16 protein-coding genes and 1 other RNA gene are annotated in these 15,228 nt (G+C 71.5%); 10 read left to right on the top strand and 7 right to left on the bottom strand.

Features of this window, described 5'->3' with window-relative positions; genetic code table 11:
- Window positions 1-20: 20 nt before the first annotated feature.
- Window positions 21-734: a glutathione S-transferase gene (locus EU555_RS01755; protein ID WP_135412709.1), complete on the top strand. Its 714-nt coding sequence runs from the start codon at window positions 21-23 to the stop codon at window positions 732-734.
- A 397-nt stretch (window positions 735-1,131) separates the two neighbouring features.
- Window positions 1,132-1,815: a response regulator transcription factor gene (locus EU555_RS01750; protein WP_135412708.1), complete on the top strand. Its 684-nt coding sequence runs from the start codon at window positions 1,132-1,134 to the stop codon at window positions 1,813-1,815.
- Window positions 1,816-1,829: 14 nt separating this feature from the next.
- Here EU555_RS01750 and EU555_RS01745 read toward each other — a convergent pair whose 3' ends face one another.
- The 3 genes from EU555_RS01745 to fumC form a co-directional block, all read right to left on the bottom strand.
- Window positions 1,830-2,120 carry a ribbon-helix-helix domain-containing protein gene (locus tag EU555_RS01745; protein WP_135412707.1) on the bottom strand — a complete coding sequence of 97 codons (291 nt, stop codon included), beginning with the start codon at window positions 2,118-2,120 and terminating at the stop codon, window positions 1,830-1,832.
- Window positions 2,117-2,308: a DUF4169 family protein gene (locus EU555_RS01740; protein WP_135412706.1), complete on the bottom strand. Its 192-nt coding sequence runs from the start codon at window positions 2,306-2,308 to the stop codon at window positions 2,117-2,119. The genes EU555_RS01745 and EU555_RS01740 overlap by 4 nt, the downstream gene beginning before the upstream one ends.
- Before the next feature lie 81 nt (window positions 2,309-2,389).
- Window positions 2,390-3,799 carry a class II fumarate hydratase gene (fumC, locus tag EU555_RS01735; protein ID WP_135412921.1) on the bottom strand — a complete coding sequence of 470 codons (1,410 nt, stop codon included), beginning with the start codon at window positions 3,797-3,799 and terminating at the stop codon, window positions 2,390-2,392.
- A gap of 118 nt (window positions 3,800-3,917) precedes the next feature.
- On the opposite strand from fumC, the gene EU555_RS01730 reads away from it, so the two are divergent.
- On the top strand, window positions 3,918-5,309 hold the full coding sequence (locus EU555_RS01730) for a cytochrome P450 (protein ID WP_135412705.1): 1,392 nt from the start codon (window positions 3,918-3,920) through the stop codon (window positions 5,307-5,309).
- A 220-nt stretch (window positions 5,310-5,529) separates the two neighbouring features.
- Here EU555_RS01730 and EU555_RS01725 read toward each other — a convergent pair whose 3' ends face one another.
- A complete protein-coding gene (locus tag EU555_RS01725; RefSeq protein ID WP_135412704.1) occupies window positions 5,530-6,168 on the bottom strand; it encodes an SspB family protein in 639 nt (212 codons plus the stop codon).
- 49 nt (window positions 6,169-6,217) lie between these two features.
- Window positions 6,218-6,582: a transfer-messenger RNA gene (ssrA, locus tag EU555_RS01720) on the bottom strand.
- A gap of 108 nt (window positions 6,583-6,690) precedes the next feature.
- On the opposite strand from ssrA, the gene EU555_RS01715 reads away from it, so the two are divergent.
- From EU555_RS01715 to EU555_RS01685, 7 genes are all read left to right on the top strand, one after another.
- The gene (locus EU555_RS01715; RefSeq protein WP_135412703.1) at window positions 6,691-7,371 is read left to right on the top strand and encodes a CPBP family intramembrane glutamic endopeptidase; all 681 of its coding nucleotides are present in this window, start codon (window positions 6,691-6,693) and stop codon (window positions 7,369-7,371) included.
- A 164-nt stretch (window positions 7,372-7,535) separates the two neighbouring features.
- The gene (locus EU555_RS01710; protein WP_135412702.1) at window positions 7,536-8,330 is read left to right on the top strand and encodes a thymidylate synthase; all 795 of its coding nucleotides are present in this window, start codon (window positions 7,536-7,538) and stop codon (window positions 8,328-8,330) included.
- A 2-nt stretch (window positions 8,331-8,332) separates the two neighbouring features.
- Window positions 8,333-8,827 (top strand): dihydrofolate reductase, encoded by a 495-nt coding sequence (locus EU555_RS01705; protein ID WP_135412701.1) that lies wholly within the window; start codon window positions 8,333-8,335, stop codon window positions 8,825-8,827.
- Between the two features lie 207 nt (window positions 8,828-9,034).
- Entirely contained in the window at window positions 9,035-10,249 is a 1,215-nt protein-coding gene (gene hflK, locus EU555_RS01700) for an FtsH protease activity modulator HflK (RefSeq protein WP_135412700.1), read from the top strand.
- The gene (hflC, locus tag EU555_RS01695) at window positions 10,246-11,166 is read left to right on the top strand and encodes a protease modulator HflC (RefSeq protein ID WP_135412699.1); all 921 of its coding nucleotides are present in this window, start codon (window positions 10,246-10,248) and stop codon (window positions 11,164-11,166) included. Before hflK ends, hflC begins: the two co-directional genes overlap by 4 nt.
- A 192-nt stretch (window positions 11,167-11,358) precedes the next feature.
- Entirely contained in the window at window positions 11,359-11,553 is a 195-nt protein-coding gene (locus EU555_RS01690) for a DUF2065 domain-containing protein (protein WP_135412698.1), read from the top strand.
- A 166-nt stretch (window positions 11,554-11,719) separates the two neighbouring features.
- Window positions 11,720-13,237 carry a DegQ family serine endoprotease gene (locus tag EU555_RS01685; protein WP_135412697.1) on the top strand — a complete coding sequence of 506 codons (1,518 nt, stop codon included), beginning with the start codon at window positions 11,720-11,722 and terminating at the stop codon, window positions 13,235-13,237.
- A 269-nt stretch (window positions 13,238-13,506) separates the two neighbouring features.
- On the opposite strand, the gene EU555_RS01680 is transcribed toward EU555_RS01685, so the two are convergent.
- Both EU555_RS01680 and EU555_RS01675 read right to left on the bottom strand, forming a co-directional pair.
- Window positions 13,507-14,358 (bottom strand): SDR family NAD(P)-dependent oxidoreductase, encoded by an 852-nt coding sequence (locus tag EU555_RS01680; RefSeq protein WP_135412696.1) that lies wholly within the window; start codon window positions 14,356-14,358, stop codon window positions 13,507-13,509.
- Window positions 14,355-15,128, bottom strand: coding sequence for an enoyl-CoA hydratase-related protein (locus EU555_RS01675; RefSeq protein ID WP_135412695.1), 774 nt, complete (start codon window positions 15,126-15,128; stop codon window positions 14,355-14,357). Before EU555_RS01675 ends, EU555_RS01680 begins: the two co-directional genes overlap by 4 nt.
- Window positions 15,129-15,228 lie beyond the last annotated feature (100 nt).

Raw genomic sequence — 15,228 nt, 5'->3', positions numbered from 1 at the left:
AGAAGAAGGAGGTCGCCGCGATGGCCTACGAACTCTACTACTGGCCGGGCATCCAGGGCCGGGGCGAGTTCGTCCGCCTCGCCCTCGAGGAGGCCGGCGCCACTTACGTCGACGTCGCCCGGGACGAGGGCATCGACGCCCTGATGGCGGGCCTTGCGGCGGAAGGGCCGGGGCGCCCGCCCTTCGCGCCGCCCTACCTGCGCGACGGCGACCTGGTCGTCGGCCAGACCGCCGCGATCCTGCTCTATCTCGGGCCGCGCCTCGGCCTCGTCGGCGAGAGCGAGGCCGACCGGATCTGGACCCACCAGATCCAGCTCACCCTCGCCGATGCCGTGGCGGAGGCCCATGACAGCCACCACCCGATCGCCTCCGGCCTCTATTACGAGGAGCAGTGGCAGGAGGCCGCCCGCCGGGCCGCCGACTTTCGCGAGAACCGGATCCCGAAATACCTGGGCTGGCTCGAGCGGGTGCTTGGCTCCAACCCTGCCGGTCCCCGCCACCTCGTCGGCGACCGCCTGAGCTACGCCGACCTCTCGCTGTTCCAGCTCGTCGAGGGCCTGGCCTACGCCTTTCCGCAAGCGACCGAGCGGGCCCTCGCCGTGACCCCGAAGGTGGTCGCCCTGCACAGGCTCGTCGCCGCCCGGCCCCGCATCGGTGCCTATCTGGGGAGCGACCGGCGCACACCCTTCAACGAGGACGGGATCTTCCGGCGCTACCCCGAGCTTGACGGTTAGGCGGGAGTGAAGCGACCGCAGCGTGACGGGAAATTGTCCAGGCGGTTGCCCGCGGCCCTCCCGGCTGTCTCTCCCTCGCCACAGCCCCGGGGGCCCTGTCAGACTTCTCTAAACCATTGATTTTCTAGGTATTTATGGAAGCGTCGTTGCCTCGATGCAACAGCCTGTGTTCGTAAGTGAACACCTTACGGCTACGCTTAATGGAAAATTAACCATCTGGGCGCCAGAGTCGCCTTAACAAATCGTACACCAAACCGCGCCTCAACGCGGAAGCCAGGCCGAAACGCGAGTCCACAGCGAGAGCCCGGCAGCAATCAAAAATCATCGACTCCAACAAACCCGTCACCATGACTGGAGACGGGACAAGACAACTCGTCAAAAAATCTTGGGGGCTGACGTGTACATCGTCGTCGACGAGCGGGAAAACGTGGCTGCGCACTACGTGGAGGGCTTCGGGGTGGAGGGCGTGGCGGCCCGGGGGCTGGACGTGCGGGACGTCCGGACCTGGATCGACGCGACGCCGGCCGGGGACCTCGAGGCGATCCAGGGCTTCGTGATCGGCGACTTCGCCGACCGCACGGCGTTCACGGCGGCCCTGCGCAGCCTCTCCCGGGCGCCGATCATCGCGCTCAACGAGACGCGCTCCCTGGAGCAGACCCTCGCGCTGTTCACCGCCGGCATCGACGACGTGGTGCGCAAGCCGGTCCACGTCCGCGAGATCATCGCCCGGGCCGGTGCGATCCGCCGCCGCACCAACCGCAGCGAGGTCAAGCCCGCGAGCACTCCCGACCGCAGCGGCCGGCTCACCGTCCACACCGACGGGCGTGACCCCGAGATCGACGGCGAGAGCCTGATGCTGCCCCGGCGCGAGCGCGACATCCTCGACTACCTCGCCCGCAACCGCGGCCGGCCGGTGAGCAAGGGCCAGATCTTCAAGGCGGTCTACGGCGACCTCGACACCGCCGTCGACGAGAGCGTGGTCGAGGGCCACATCAGCAAGCTGCGCAAGAAGCTGCGGATGCGCCTCGGCTACGACCCGATCGAGGCCAAGCGCCTGGCCGGCTACACCTTCGTCGGCTGACGCGACACCCGCCATCACGGGAGCGCGGCTCGACTCCCGGCCGTCGCCCCCTCCCCCGTCCACGCCGCCCTGAGCACGAACACCCGGATCGCCGAGGAGAGGTTCTGCTCGCCCCGTTCCGCGTCGATGCGGCCGACCAGCGACTGGACCGAGAGGTCGCGCGCGGCGGCGATCTGGCGCAAGGCCTCCCAGAACGGCGCCTCGAGGGAGACGCTGGTGCGGTGGCCGGCGATCACCAGGGAGCGCTTGAGGAGCCCGCCCTCGGGCAGCGGACCCGGCGGCGGATCGCGCCCGGGCAGGCTCATGCCTCGGGATCGGGCGTCTCGAGCCGGTGCCCCTCGTGCCGGGCCTTCTCCAGGCTCTTGCGCGCCTCCTCCCGGGTCTTCGCCGCCTTGGGGCGGCCGAAGACGACCCGGTTCTCGGTGGCCTGAGCCTCCCTGGCGGCGCGCTCGCGGGCCTTGCGGACCTGCTTCAGGTTGATGATCTCGGCCATGCCCCGATCCTCCGCGCCCCGCCACGATGATGGAACGCCCCGCGCAGCGTTCGGCTGCACGGGGCGGGCTTCAGCTTGCGCTCATTCGGCGCTCGGCGCCAGCATGTCCTCCGGGCGGACCACCGCGTCGAACTGCTCCTCGGTGACGTAGCCGAGGCGCAGGGCCTCCTGCTTCAGGGTGGTGCCGTTCTTGTGCGCGGTCTTGGCGATCTCGGCGGCCTTGTCGTAGCCGATGGTCGGCGCGAGCGCGGTGACGAGCATCAGCGAGCGGCTCATCAGGTCGGCGATGCGGTCGCGGTTCGGCTTGATGCCGACGACGCAATTGTCGGCGAAGCTCACCGCCGCGTCGGCGAGGAGCCGCACCGATTGCAGCACCGCGTTGGCGATCACCGGCTTGTAGACGTTGAGCTCGAGATGGCCCTGGCTGCCGGCCATCGACACGGTGGTGCCGTTGCCGACCACCTGGCAGCACACCATCGTCATCGCCTCGGCCTGGGTCGGGTTGACCTTGCCGGGCATGATCGAGGAGCCGGGCTCGTTCTCGGGCAGCGAGATCTCGCCGAGGCCGGAGCGGGGCCCCGAGCCCATCAGCCGGATGTCGTTGGCGATCTTGAACAGGCCGCTCGCCAGCGCGTTGAGCGCGCCCTGCGTGAACACCAGGGCGTCGTGGGTCGCCAGCGCCTCGAACTTGTTCTCGGCCGAGGTGAAGGGCAGCCCGGTCAGCTCCGCCACCTTGGCGGCGAATTTTTCCGCGAAGTCCGGGTGCGCGTTGAGGCCGGTGCCGACGGCGGTGCCGCCCTGCGCCAGCGCCAGCACGCCCGGAAGCGTCGCGCCGACGCGGGCGCCGCCGAGCGCCACCTGGGCGGCGTAGCCGGAGAATTCCTGGCCCAGCGTGACGGGGGTCGCGTCCTGCAGGTGGGTGCGGCCGATCTTGACGATCTCGGCGAAGTCACGCGCCTTGGCGTCGAGGGCGGCGTGCAGGTGCTGGAGGGCCGGCATCAGCCGGTCGTTGATCTCGCGCGCCACCGCGATGTGCATCGCGGTCGGGAAGACGTCGTTCGAGGACTGGCCGCGGTTGACGTGGTCGTTCGGGTGCACCGGCGACTTGCCGCCGCGCTGGCCCCCCAGGCGCTCGTTGGCGAGGCTGCCGATGACCTCGTTGGCGTTCATGTTCGACTGGGTGCCGGAGCCGGTCTGCCAGACCACCAGCGGGAACTCGCCGTCGTGCCGGCCCTCCACCACCTCGGCCGCCGAGGCCGCGATCGCCTCGGCGAGCTTCGGATCGAGCACGCCGAGGTCGCGGTTCACGAGCGCCGCGGCCTGCTTGACGAGGCCGAGGGCGTGGACGAGGGGCGCGGGCATCCGCTCGGTGCCGATGCGGAAATTCTGGATCGAGCGCTGGGTCTGGGCGCCCCAGTAGCGGTCCGCCGGGACTTCGATCGGCCCGAACGTATCGGATTCCGTGCGGGTGGCTTTCTCGGTCGGCGACATCATGGCCTCTTTGGCGGTGCGAAACGGCGCCTACTTAAGCCAAGAGCGGCGATTGCGCGATGCCCCGACGGGGTCCGAATCACGTGCGCCGCATCGGCCCGTTCCTCGAGGAGTCCGGATGCTCTCGCGCGCGGCGGCCGTGGCCGCCCCCTTCCGTCCTGCCGTGCCCCCGCCGCGCACCGAGCCGATGGGGCTGTTCAGCTTCCTGCGCGCGGCCCGCGCCAACCCGCTGACCACCTGGTACGCCGAGCATTTCGAGCAGCCGATCGTCGCCGGCGAGGGCGCGCTGGGGCGCGTCACGGTGATCAGCGAGCCCTCCGCGATCCGCCACGTGCTGGTCGACAACGCCGCCAACTACCGCAAGGACGACCTGCAGCGCCGGGTGCTGGCACCGGGCCTCGGCAACGGGCTCCTCACCGCGGAGGGCGACGAGTGGCGCCTCCAGCGCCGCACCCTGGCGCCGATCTTCTCGCCCCGCCACGTCGCCGGATTCGAGGCGCCGATGTCGGAGGCCGCCGCCCGCCTCGCGCGCCGGCTCAAGCGCCGGGACGGCCAGAGCGTCGACGCGGCCCTGGAGATGACCCGCGTCACCCTCGACGTCCTCGAGCGCACGATCTTCACCCACGGCCTCGCCCGCGAGCCCGACGCGCTCGGGCGCGCCATCACCCGCTACTTCGAGGCTCTGGGCCCGATCGATCCCCTCGACGTGTTCGGCATGCCGAACTGGGTGCCGCGGATCGGCCGGCTCAAGGCGCGCCCGGCGCTCCGCTTCTTCGCCGAGGTGGTGGACGAGCTGATCGAGCGTCGCCGCGCCCTCGTCACCGCCGGGGAGGTGGCGCCGCACGACCTCCTGACCCTGCTCCTCAAGGCGCAGGATCCGGAGACCGGCCGCGGCCTCTCCGATCTCGAGGTGCGGGCGAACCTCGTCACCTTCATCGGCGCCGGCCACGAGACCACCGCCAACGCGCTGACCTGGACGCTCTACTGCCTGTCGCAGGACGAGGCGGCGCGCGAGGCCGTCGAGGCCGAAATCGACGCGGCCTTCGCGGGGAGCCCGGCCCCGGGCACCGACGTCCTGCCCCGCACCAGGGCGGCGCTCGAGGAGGCGATGCGGCTTTTCCCGCCGGTGCCGTTCATGAGCCGGCAGGCCCTCGCCGAGGACCGGATCGGCCGGATCAAGATCCCGCGCGGCTCGCTGGTGACGGTCGCTCCTTACGTGCTGCACCGCCACCGCCGGCTCTGGGACGAGCCCGACGCCTTCGTGCCCGAGCGCTTCCTGCCGGAGAACCGCGCCCGCATCGACCGCTTCGCCTACCTGCCGTTCGGGGCCGGCCCGCGGATCTGTATCGGCGCGAGCTTCTCGGTGATGGAGGCGACCCTGGTGCTCGCCCACGTGCTGCACGCCGTGCGCCTCGACCGCTCGCCGGAGGCCGGACCGGTGGTGCCGCTGCACCGGGTGACGCTGAGGCCGGAGGGCGGGTTGCGGATGCGGGTGACGGCGCGGGGGTGAGACAACTCCGCCGACATTTCACACACGCTCCATGTCATTCCGGGGCCGCGAAGCGGAACCCGGAATCCAGACGCTCAGGTGATCCAAGAATGAGCGGAGAACGTGCCGCTCCATCCTGAGCCACTTGCGTGTCTGGAACCCGGGCTCCGCTCTGCGGCCCCGGAATGACGTGGAGAATGCCAGAAACGTGCCCGGTAGACCGAGCAGCCGCCGCGCGCGCTCAGCTCTTCTTGCGGAACGCGTCCAGGCTGACCACCGAGGCGCCCTCCTGCGGGGCGTCGGTGCGCTCGGCGGCCTCGTCGGTCTTGGCCTCCGCGTCACCCGCCTCCTTGGCGGGCGGCTTCGCGTCGGCGGCCTTGGCGGCGGCAGGCACGATCTTCGGCAGGTTGCTGCCGATGGCCGGGACCTTCGGGGCGGCCTCGCTCGGCTCCGAGCCGGCGCCGCGGATCGCCCGCAGGGACGAGGTGCCGGCCGGCGCCGCATCCTCGCTGGTGGCGGTCCCGTCGCTCAGCTCGAACTTGAGGCCGAACTGCACCGAGGGGTCGAAGAAGCCCGTCACCGCCTCGAACGGCACCAGCAGCCGCTCCGGCACGCCCGAGAAGGACAGCCCGACCTCGAAGGTGTGCTCGGTGACGCCGAGGTCCCAGAACTGGTGCTGGAGGACGATCGTCATGTCCTGCGGGTACTTCTCCCGCAGGCGCTGCGAGATCCGCACGCCGGGATAGTCGGTCCGGAACGAGACGTAGAAATGATGCTCGCCGGCCAGGCCGTCGCGAGCCGCGTCGCCCAGAACCTTGCGCACGACGTTGCGCAGGGCGTCCTGCACCAGGAGATCGTAGCGAATCAGATCGTCTGCCATCAACCGTCGCTTGCCTGGCGCCGCATCGCTCGCGGGGAAGGGAATTCGAAGTGGAGGCTTCTGTTGCCAGGTGCCTCCGAACCCCGCCTATGCGGTGCTACCCGCTAGGACTTCGTTTGGTCTTGGGGACCGCTTACGCGGCCACCGCCACCGGAGCAAAGTTGTCGTTGGCAACTATTGCATTGGCCCGATAACGGCGGAACCATGCCGAGCGAAAGCTCAACCTTTACGCCCTCGTCGATCCTATTTCGCCCCCGCCGAAACCCGGACCGTGCCGGACGATTCGGGCTTGGGTGGAGGCGCCGGGTACCGCCCCCGGGTCCGATAGGTTTATTTCGAAGAACGTTTATCGCCATAGCCGGCCTCGCGACCGGCAAGGCGAATATAGAGGGTCCCGTGCCGCTTTTGAAGCCCGCCGCGCGCCAATCTGCGTCCGTTTCGCGAACCGATGCGCCGGCGCCCCCGGACGGGGAGCCGGACGGGGCGATCCGGCCCGCCCGCGGCCACCGGCCCGGGTGGGCCGTGGCCGGCGCGATCCTGCGGGTGCTGCTGCTTCAACTGGCCGCGTTCGCGCTCGTGTTCGGGGCCGTCGCGGCGTCGAGCCGCCTGCCCGTCCCGCCGCGGGCGCTCCTGCCCTTTCCGGGCTTGAGCGGGAACGAGCGGGCGCTCCTCGCCCTCACGGTGCTGCCGCACGCGGCCCTCGCCCTCCTGGTCCTCGCCGCGTCCCGGCTGCGGCCCGGCGCGCTGGGTTTTCGTCGGCCCGCCCTGCCCCGCCGGGCGGTGCTGCTGATCCTCGCCTGGCCGCTTCTGCAGATCGCCTGGACCGCGGGGCTGCTCGTCGCCTCCGGGCAGGCGCCGGCCCGGGCCTGGCGCCTGTCGCCCTTCCTCACCGGCGGGGTCTTCTGGATCTGGGCGCTGTGGCTCGTCGTGCTGGCGCCGCTCGCGGAGGAGATGCTGTTTCGCGGCGACCTCGTCGGGCGGCTGCGCCGGGTCCTGTCCCCGGCCGCGACGGTCGCCGCCGCCACGCTCGTCTTCGTGCTCTGCCACGCCGAGCGCGGGCTCCTGCAGCCGGTCTCGGTCCTGCCCCTCGGGGTGGCGCTCGCCGTCCTGAGGCTGTGGACCGGCAGCCTGTGGCCCTGCATCGCGCTCCACGCGGCGAGCAACGGCGCCGTGGTGCTGGCGCGGGTGTGGACCACCGGCTGATTCCCGGATCCGGGCGCTCACGCTCGGCCGGCGCGCGCGCTATCCTGCCCGGCTCCTAGCCTGGGCGAGGCGGGAACCGTTTCGCCGCCCGGGCATAGGCCCCCCTGGAGCCCGCCGGGCGCCGCGAGGCGCCCCGGGCCGTTGTCTCGCGGAGGATGTCCGCCATGCGCCCCTATCACGATCTCCTCCAGCGCATCCTCGACGACGGCGTCGAGAAGCACGACCGGACCGGCACCGGCACCCTGTCGGTGTTCGGCCACCAGATGCGCTTCGACCTCGCCGAGGGCTTCCCGCTGGTGACGACGAAGCGTCTGCACCTGAAGTCGATCATCCACGAGCTGCTGTGGTTCCTGGCCGGCGACACCAACGTCGCCTACCTGCAGTCGAACGGCGTGACGATCTGGGACGAGTGGGCCGACGAGCACGGCGACCTCGGGCCCGTCTACGGCCGGCAATGGCGGAGCTGGGCCAAGCCGGACGGTGGCAGCGTCGACCAGATCGCCTGGGTGCTCGACGAGATCCGCCGCAACCCCGATTCGCGCCGCCTCGTCGTCTCGGCCTGGAACCCGGCCGACCTCGACCGCATGGCGCTCGCGCCCTGCCACTGCCTCTTTCAGTTCTACGTCGCCGACGGCCGGCTCTCGTGCCAGCTCTACCAGCGCTCGGCCGACGCCTTCCTGGGGGTGCCGTTCAACATCGCGTCCTACGCGCTCCTCACCCAGATGATGGCGCAGGTGCTCGACCTGATGCCGGGCGACTTCGTCCACACCCTCGGCGACGCGCATCTCTACTCCAACCACGTGAACCAGGCCCGCGAGCAGCTCTCCCGCGACATCCGCCCGCTCCCGCGCCTGCGCCTCGACCCCTCCGTGCGCTCGCTGTTCGACTTCCGCTTCGACGACATCGCCATCGAAGGCTACGACCCGCACCCGGCGATCCGGGCGCCGGTGGCGGTGTAGGCATGCCCCCGCCCCGCCTCACCCTGATCGCCGCGGTGGCGAGGAACGGCGTCATCGGCCGCGACAACGCGCTGGTCTGGCGCCTGCGCAGCGACCTGCGGCGCTTCCGCGCCCTCACCATGGGCAAGCCGGTGGTGATGGGGCGCAAGACCTGGGACTCGATCGGCCGGCCGCTGCCGGGGCGGCGCGCGATCGTGCTGACCCGCGATTCCGCCTGGCAGGCGCAGGGCGCGGAGCGGGCGGCGAGCCTCGAGGAGGCCCTGCGGCTCGCCGGCGACGCGCAGGAGGTGATGGTGGCGGGCGGGGCCCAGATCTACGCGCTGGCCCTGCCGCGGGCGGATCGGCTGTACCTCACCGAGGTCGACGCGGCGCCCGAGGGCGATGTCCGCTTCCCCGCGATCCCCGCCGGTTTCGAGGAGATCGCCGCCGAGTCCCAACCGGCCGGTCCGGAGGACGACCACGCCTGTCGCTTCGTCACCCTCGCGCGGCACGTCTGAGGCGGGCAAACCATCTCAACGCGCGGGTGCGGCGATGGAACTCCCGCGGCCGGGCGGAAACCTTGAGAATTGGGCCGGCGCCGGAGGTTGCTTTCGCGGGGGCCGCAGCCGATATCGCAAGGGAGCGAGTGCCTGAGCAATGCGAGTGCCGCGCGGGACGCGAGAGACAGCGCGGGGCGTGCCGGCCGGGAAAGGACGTGGGCGAGCATGCCTTGGAGCAATCAGAGCGGCGGCGGCGGCGGAAGCGGCGGCAACGGGGGCGGTCCCTGGGGTAACCGCGGCGGCAATGGCGGCGGGCCCTGGGGCGGCGGCTCCGGCGGCGGTGGCGGCGGTCCGTGGGGCGGCGGCGGCTCCGGCGGCGGCAACCAGCCGCCGGACCTCGAGGACCTGCTGCGGCGCAGCCAGGACCGGCTCAAGAACCTGATGCCCGGCGGCGGCTCGGTCGGCACCAAGGGCGCCATCCTGGCGGTGCTGGTGGTGCTGGTGCTGTGGCTGCTCACCGGCTGGTACACGGTGCTGCCGAGCCAGGTCGGCATCAACACGGTGTTCGGCCGCTATACCGGCCAGTCCGGCGAGGGCCTGCGCTACAACTTCCCCTATCCGGTCGGCGCCGTCGTGAAGCCGAATGTCGGCGAATCGCGCAGCATCCAGGTCGGCTACCGCTCGGGCGCCGGCGCCCAGCGCTCCCGGGACGTGCCCGAGGAGAGCCTGATGCTCACCGGCGACGACAACATCGTCGACATCGACTTCGACGTGCAGTGGCGCGTCAACCCGGCCAAGGCCGAGGACTTCGTGTTCAACCTCCAGAACCCCGAGGGCACCATCAAGTCGGTGGCCGAGAGCGCGATGCGCGAGGTGGTGGGCCGACGCCAGATCCAGGCGATCCTGACCACCGAGCAGTCGAGCGTGGCGCAGGAGGTCCAGCAGATCATCCAGAAGGCGCTCGATTCCTACGGCGCCGGCGTCCTCATCAACGTGGTGCAGCTCCAGGGCGTGAGCCCGCCGGCCGAGGTGCGCCAGGCCTTCGTCGACGTGAACGCGGCCCAGCAGGACGCGGCGCGCGCCCGCAACGAGGCCGAGACCTACGCGAGCCGCGTGGTGCCCGAGGCGAGAGGCCGCTCGTCGCAGGTCCTGCAGCAGGCCGAGGCCTTCAAGTCGCAGGCCACCGCCGAGGCGACCGGCCAGGCCCAGCGCTTCCGCGAGGTCTACGAATCCTACAAGCTGGCGCCCGCGGTCTCCCGCGAGCGCATGTTCCTCGACACCATGGAGAAGGTGCTGGGCGGCGTGAACAAGGTGATCATCGATCAGGGCCATGCGGCGGGCACCGGGGCGGCCGCCGCCGGCGTGGTGCCGGTCCTGCCGCTGCAGGACTTCGCCAATGCGGGCCGTCCCGGCACCGCGGCCCAGGGGAGCGCGCGATGAACGGCAACGTCCTGCGCACCGGCCTCGTCGTCCTCGGCGTCCTCGTCCTGGTGCTGATCTACGCCTCGGCCTTCACCGTGAGCCAGACCCAGCAGGCCCTGGTGCTGCAGTTCGGTCGCGTGCGCACCGTGCTGAACCAGGCCGGCACCGACCGGCCGGGCCTCTACTTCAAGCTGCCGTTCTTCGAGAGCGTGACGGTGTTCGAGAAGCGGCTGCTCGACCTCGACCTGCCGGTGCAGACCGTGCTCTCGGCCGACCGGCAGAACCTCGAGGTCGACGCCTTCGCCCGCTACAAGATCAGCGACCCGCTGCGCTTCTACCAGTCGGTGAACAACGTCCAGGTCGCCAACCAGCGCCTGTCGAGCTTCACCAACGCGGCGATGCGCAACGTGCTCGCCAGCGCCTCGCGGGACGCCATCGTGCGCACCCAGCGCGAGGCCCTGATGAACCGCATCCAGGAGGAGGTGAACCGGCAGGCGAAGAATCTCGGCATCGAGATCATCGACCTGCGGCTGACCCGCGTCGACCTGCCGGCGGCCAACTCCCAGGCGGTCTACCAGCGCATGCGGACCGAGCGCGAGCGCGAGGCGGCGGACCTGCGGGCCAACGGCGCCCAGGTGGCGGCGACCATCAAGGCCCGCGCCGACCGCGACGTGACGGTGCTGCTGGCGGAGGCGAACCAGAAGGCCGACCAGCTCCGCGGCCAGGGCGAGGCGGACCGCAACCGCATCCTCGCCGACGCCTTCGGGCAGGACCCGGACTTCTTCGCCTTCTACCGCTCGATGCAGGCCTACGAGAAGGGCCTGAGCGGGCCCGAGACCCGGCTGGTGATCAGCCCCGGCTCGGAGTTCTTCCGCTACTTCAACGACCCGCAGGGTCGGGCCCGCCCGGCCGCGGCGCCGGCCCCCGGCCAGTAGCCGGCGGCGCCGGCCGAGCGGGGCCGGGACGCGACGATGTTCGAGCGCCCCGCCCCGGCGGGGCGCGCTTTTGTGACTGTGACGGCGGGCGCGGTGCCGCCCGCGCCGCGGAGACGACACAATGCGACCGGAGGGGGGAACCAGGAGAGCGGCGAGCGCCGCCCGCCGGCGGCGGCAGCGCCGCGTTCGGCCGTGAAGGATCTCGTCGCCGCCCTCGGCCTGGCGCTCGCCATCGAGGGCCTGCTCTGCGCCGCCTTCCCGGCGGCGATGCGCCGGGCGATGCAGGAGGCCTCCCAGACCCCGATGGAGCGGATGCGCCTCGTCGGCCTCGCCTCCGCGGCGGCGGGGGTCGTCGTGGTCGGCATCGTGCGCCTCCTGCTCGGCTGAACGGCCGCGGGTGGTTTGCCGGGACTTGAACCGGTTCGCCGGGAGACGATCTTAAGGGACGCTTCCGGCCCGACGCCGGGGCCGCCCGGGCGCTGCGGGGTTCCACCGCCGGTGCCGGGCCGTACGATTTCGATTCAGGACGATCCTGCCCAACGAGGTTCACACGATGGCCGCTTCCTCGCGCCGTAACCCCGCCTTCGCGAGACGGCGCCTGCCCGCCCTCGCGGGCGCGCTCCTCGCGCTCTCCGTCGGCACCGCGGCCCTCCCGGACGTCGCCCTGGCCAAGGGCCCCGAATCGCTCGCCGACCTCGCCGACCAGGTGACGGACGCGGTGGTCAACATCTCGGCCTCGACCACCGTCGAGGCGCGCGGCCGCACCCTGCCGCAACTGCCGCAGGGCACCCCGTTCGAGGACCTGTTCGAGGAGTTCTTCAACCGCCGCGGCCAAGGGGGCGGTCAGGGCGGGGGAGAGAGCCAGCCGCGGGCGCCGCGCCGCTCGAACTCGCTCGGCTCCGGCTTCATCATCGATTCCGCCGGCATCGTGGTCACCAACAACCACGTCATCGGCGATGCCAACGACATCCAGGTGATCCTGCATGACGGCCGCAAGCTGAAGGCCGAGATCGTGGGCAAGGATTCGAAGATCGACCTCGCGGTGCTGCGGGTGAAGCCCGATCCGGACCGGCCCCTGAAGTCGGTGCCGCTCGGCGATTCCGAAAAGATGCGGCCGGGCGACTGGGTGATCGCGATCGGCAACCCGTTCGGCCTCGGCGGCTCGGTCTCCGCCGGCATCGTCTCGGCGCGCGGCCGCAACATCGAGTCGGGTCCCTACGACAACTACATCCAGACCGACGCGGCCATCAACAAGGGCAATTCGGGCGGTCCGCTGTTCAACATGAACGGCGAGGTGATCGGCATCAACACGGCGATCCTGTCGCCGACCGGCGGCTCGGTCGGCATCGGCTTCGCGGTCCCGACCGCCACCGCCGGCCCGGTGATCGACCAGCTGCGCCAGTTCGGCGAGGTGCGTCGCGGCTGGCTCGGCGTGCGGATCCAGAACGTCGACGACACCACCGCCGAGGCGCTCGGCCTCAAGGGCGGCGCCCGCGGTGCCCTGATCGCCGGCGTCGACGACAAGGGCCCGGCCCGCACCGCCGGCCTCGAGGTCGGCGACGTGATCACCAAGTTCAACGGCGTCGACGTCAAGAGCTCGAGCGACCTGCCCCGCATCGTCGCCTCGACCCCGGTCGGCAAGGTCGTCGACGTGACCACCGTCCGCAAGGGCCAGGAGCAGACGAAGCAGGTCACCCTCGGGCGCCTGGAGGACACCGACAAGCCGCAGCAGCAGGCGAATCTCAGCCGCCCGCAGCCGGAGGCCGACGTCACCCGACAGGCGCTGGGCCTCAACCTCTCGGGCCTCACGGACGAGGCGCGCAAGCGGTTCGGCGTGAAGGACAGCGTCAAGGGCGTGCTGGTCACCCGGGTCGACCCGAACTCCAACGCCGCCGACAAGCGCATCCAGCCCGGCGACGTCATCGTCGAGGTCGGCCAGGAGGCGGTGAACGCACCGGCCGACGTCACCCGCCGCATCGACCAGATCAAGAAGGACGGCCGCAAGTCGGCGCTCCTCCTCGTGTCGAACAAGGAGGGTGAGGTGCGGTTCGTGGCGCTCAGCCTGGAGTGAATCCCGGCTTTTCTGCGAGCGCGTCAGGTTCGGGCGCTTCCCCGCTCCTGATGGACCTACGATCCCCACTTCACCGCTGGGGTTCAACCAATTCCCCTCCCCCTTGTGGGGAGGGGAAGCGAGCCACCTTCAAGCGGAAGAACAATCAGGCCGAATTGTGTGAATCCAGTAGCCTGCGTGGAAGAAGGGGTTCTCGCGTCTTCCCCTATGTTTTGATGGCACGAAGACAATAGCAGCGAACTCTATTTGACTGAGCGAAGTTAGCGCCCTCACGCCCCCGCCCGATACCGCTCCGGCCGGCTGCCATCCTCGTCGGTAAACCCGTAAGTCCGCGCCAGGTCGGCCACGTGCAGCACCTGGCCGGCATGGGCCCCAATGCCGGGATCCCCCGCGAGCGCCGCGAGCGCGCGACCGGCATAGAGCGGGCTCTCCCCGGCCTCCCCCGCCATGCCGGCCTCCACCACCCGCTCGGTGCGCACGAGGCCCGGGGCGAGGGCCAGCGCCGTGACGCCGTAGGGCCTCAGCTCCTCCGCCATGCCCAGGGCGATGCGGTTGGTGGCGGATTTGGCGAGGTCGTAGAACAGGTCGCCGAGATAGCTGTCCGTGCCGAAGGAGACCAGCGCCAGGAGCCCGCCCTTCGCCGAGACCATGGCGGGCGCCACCGCCCGGGCGAGGATCAGGCCGGCGAGCGGCCCGGTGTCGAGGCCGTGGCGCAGGGGCGCGAGGCCGCGGCGCCAGAAGGCGGTGCCCCAGGCGGCGCCGTCGGGGTAGCGCACGCCGTCATAGCCCTCGTTGCCGCCCCAGACGCTCGACACCGCGACGTCGATGCGGCCGAAGCGGCGCAGCACCCAGCGCACCATCGCGTCGACCTCGGCCTCGCGGGTGTGGTCGCAGAGGTAGTGGTGGCCGCGCCCGCCCGCGAGGTCGACCTCCCGGGCGGTGTCCTCCAGCGCCTCGGCCCGCTGGTCGGTGCGCGCGCCCGTCTCGCTGGAGCGGGCGGTGACCACCACGGTGGCGCCGGCCTCCCCGAGGGCGCGGGCGATGCCGCGCCCGACCCCGCGCGAGGCGCCGGCGACGAGGCAAACCCTGTCCGACAGGTCCGGGATGCCCGGCGGCCTCACTCGGCCGCCCGCGATGCCGCGCCGCGGGACAGGAAGCGCCGGAACGCCTCCTGCGCCTCGGGTGAGCGGAGCGCCGCCTCGAAGGCTGTCGCCTCCGCATCCATGGCGGCCTGCACCGCCTCGCGGTCGCCGCGGATCAGCCGGCGGGCAGCGGCCAGCGCCTGGCGGGGCTTGGCGGCGAGCTTCGCGGCTTGCGCCAGCGCGTGTTCGAGGAGGCCGTCGGCCGGCACCACCGCGTTGGCGAGGCCGAGGCGCACCGCCTCGTCGGCCCCGAAGGCCTCGCCGAGCAGCAGCAGCTCCGTCGCCTTCGTCAGCCCGACCCGGCGCGGCAGCAGGTAGCTGGAGGCCGCCTCCGGCACGAGGCCGAGATCGACGAAGGGCATCCGGAAGGTCGCGGCCGGCGCGACGTAGACGAGGTCGCAATGCAGCGTCAGCGTGGTGCCGACCCCGACCGCGAGGCCGTCCACCGCCGCCACCATCGGGGTGCGGGTCACGGCGAGCTGGCGGACGAAGCGCAGGGACGGCGCTTCGCCGAGGGCGCGCTCGGCCCGGGCGACGAAGTCGGCGATGTCGTTGCCGGCGGTGAACACGCCGTCAGTTCCGGCGAACACCACGGCGCCGACGCCCGACCCGTCCCGGTCGGCGCTCTCCAGCGCCTCGCGCATGGCGTCGTACATGGCGCCGGTCAGCGCGTTCTTCTTCTCGGGCCGCGCGAGCCGCACGAGGCGGACGCCGCCGGGTTCGTCGGAGATGCGGACGTGCTCGGTCATGGGGACCTCGGGGTGTTGGGCTCGGATGATCGACCGGATGACGATCTCCGGCGGCGGTCGGAGGAGTGTCGATCTCCCGCCCAGGACCTCATCCTGAGGT

Origin of the sequence: Methylobacterium nonmethylotrophicum (assembly GCF_004745635.1) — a bacterium.
GTDB lineage: Bacteria > Pseudomonadota > Alphaproteobacteria > Rhizobiales > Beijerinckiaceae > Methylobacterium > Methylobacterium nonmethylotrophicum.
The sequence above is the reverse complement of the archived record's forward strand: the minus strand, read 5'-3'. Positions and strand labels throughout refer to the sequence as shown.

What these genes read in the sequence shown, in the direction of transcription:
- EU555_RS01675 (WP_135412695.1), bottom strand. Translation starts at nt 15,128, where the DNA reads ATGACCGAGCACGTCCGCATCTCCGACGAACCCGGCGGCGTCCGCCTC.
- EU555_RS01705 (WP_135412701.1), top strand. Translation starts at nt 8,333, where the DNA reads ATGCCCCCGCCCCGCCTCACCCTGATCGCCGCGGTGGCGAGGAACGGC.
- hflC (WP_135412699.1), top strand. Translation starts at nt 10,246, where the DNA reads ATGAACGGCAACGTCCTGCGCACCGGCCTCGTCGTCCTCGGCGTCCTC.
- EU555_RS01755 (WP_135412709.1), top strand. Translation starts at nt 21, where the DNA reads ATGGCCTACGAACTCTACTACTGGCCGGGCATCCAGGGCCGGGGCGAG.
- hflK (WP_135412700.1), top strand. Translation starts at nt 9,035, where the DNA reads ATGCCTTGGAGCAATCAGAGCGGCGGCGGCGGCGGAAGCGGCGGCAAC.
- EU555_RS01730 (WP_135412705.1), top strand. Translation starts at nt 3,918, where the DNA reads ATGCTCTCGCGCGCGGCGGCCGTGGCCGCCCCCTTCCGTCCTGCCGTG.
- EU555_RS01725 (WP_135412704.1), bottom strand. Translation starts at nt 6,168, where the DNA reads ATGGCAGACGATCTGATTCGCTACGATCTCCTGGTGCAGGACGCCCTG.
- EU555_RS01685 (WP_135412697.1), top strand. Translation starts at nt 11,720, where the DNA reads ATGGCCGCTTCCTCGCGCCGTAACCCCGCCTTCGCGAGACGGCGCCTG.
- fumC (WP_135412921.1), bottom strand. Translation starts at nt 3,799, where the DNA reads ATGTCGCCGACCGAGAAAGCCACCCGCACGGAATCCGATACGTTCGGG.
- EU555_RS01745 (WP_135412707.1), bottom strand. Translation starts at nt 2,120, where the DNA reads ATGAGCCTGCCCGGGCGCGATCCGCCGCCGGGTCCGCTGCCCGAGGGC.
- EU555_RS01740 (WP_135412706.1), bottom strand. Translation starts at nt 2,308, where the DNA reads ATGGCCGAGATCATCAACCTGAAGCAGGTCCGCAAGGCCCGCGAGCGC.
- EU555_RS01710 (WP_135412702.1), top strand. Translation starts at nt 7,536, where the DNA reads ATGCGCCCCTATCACGATCTCCTCCAGCGCATCCTCGACGACGGCGTC.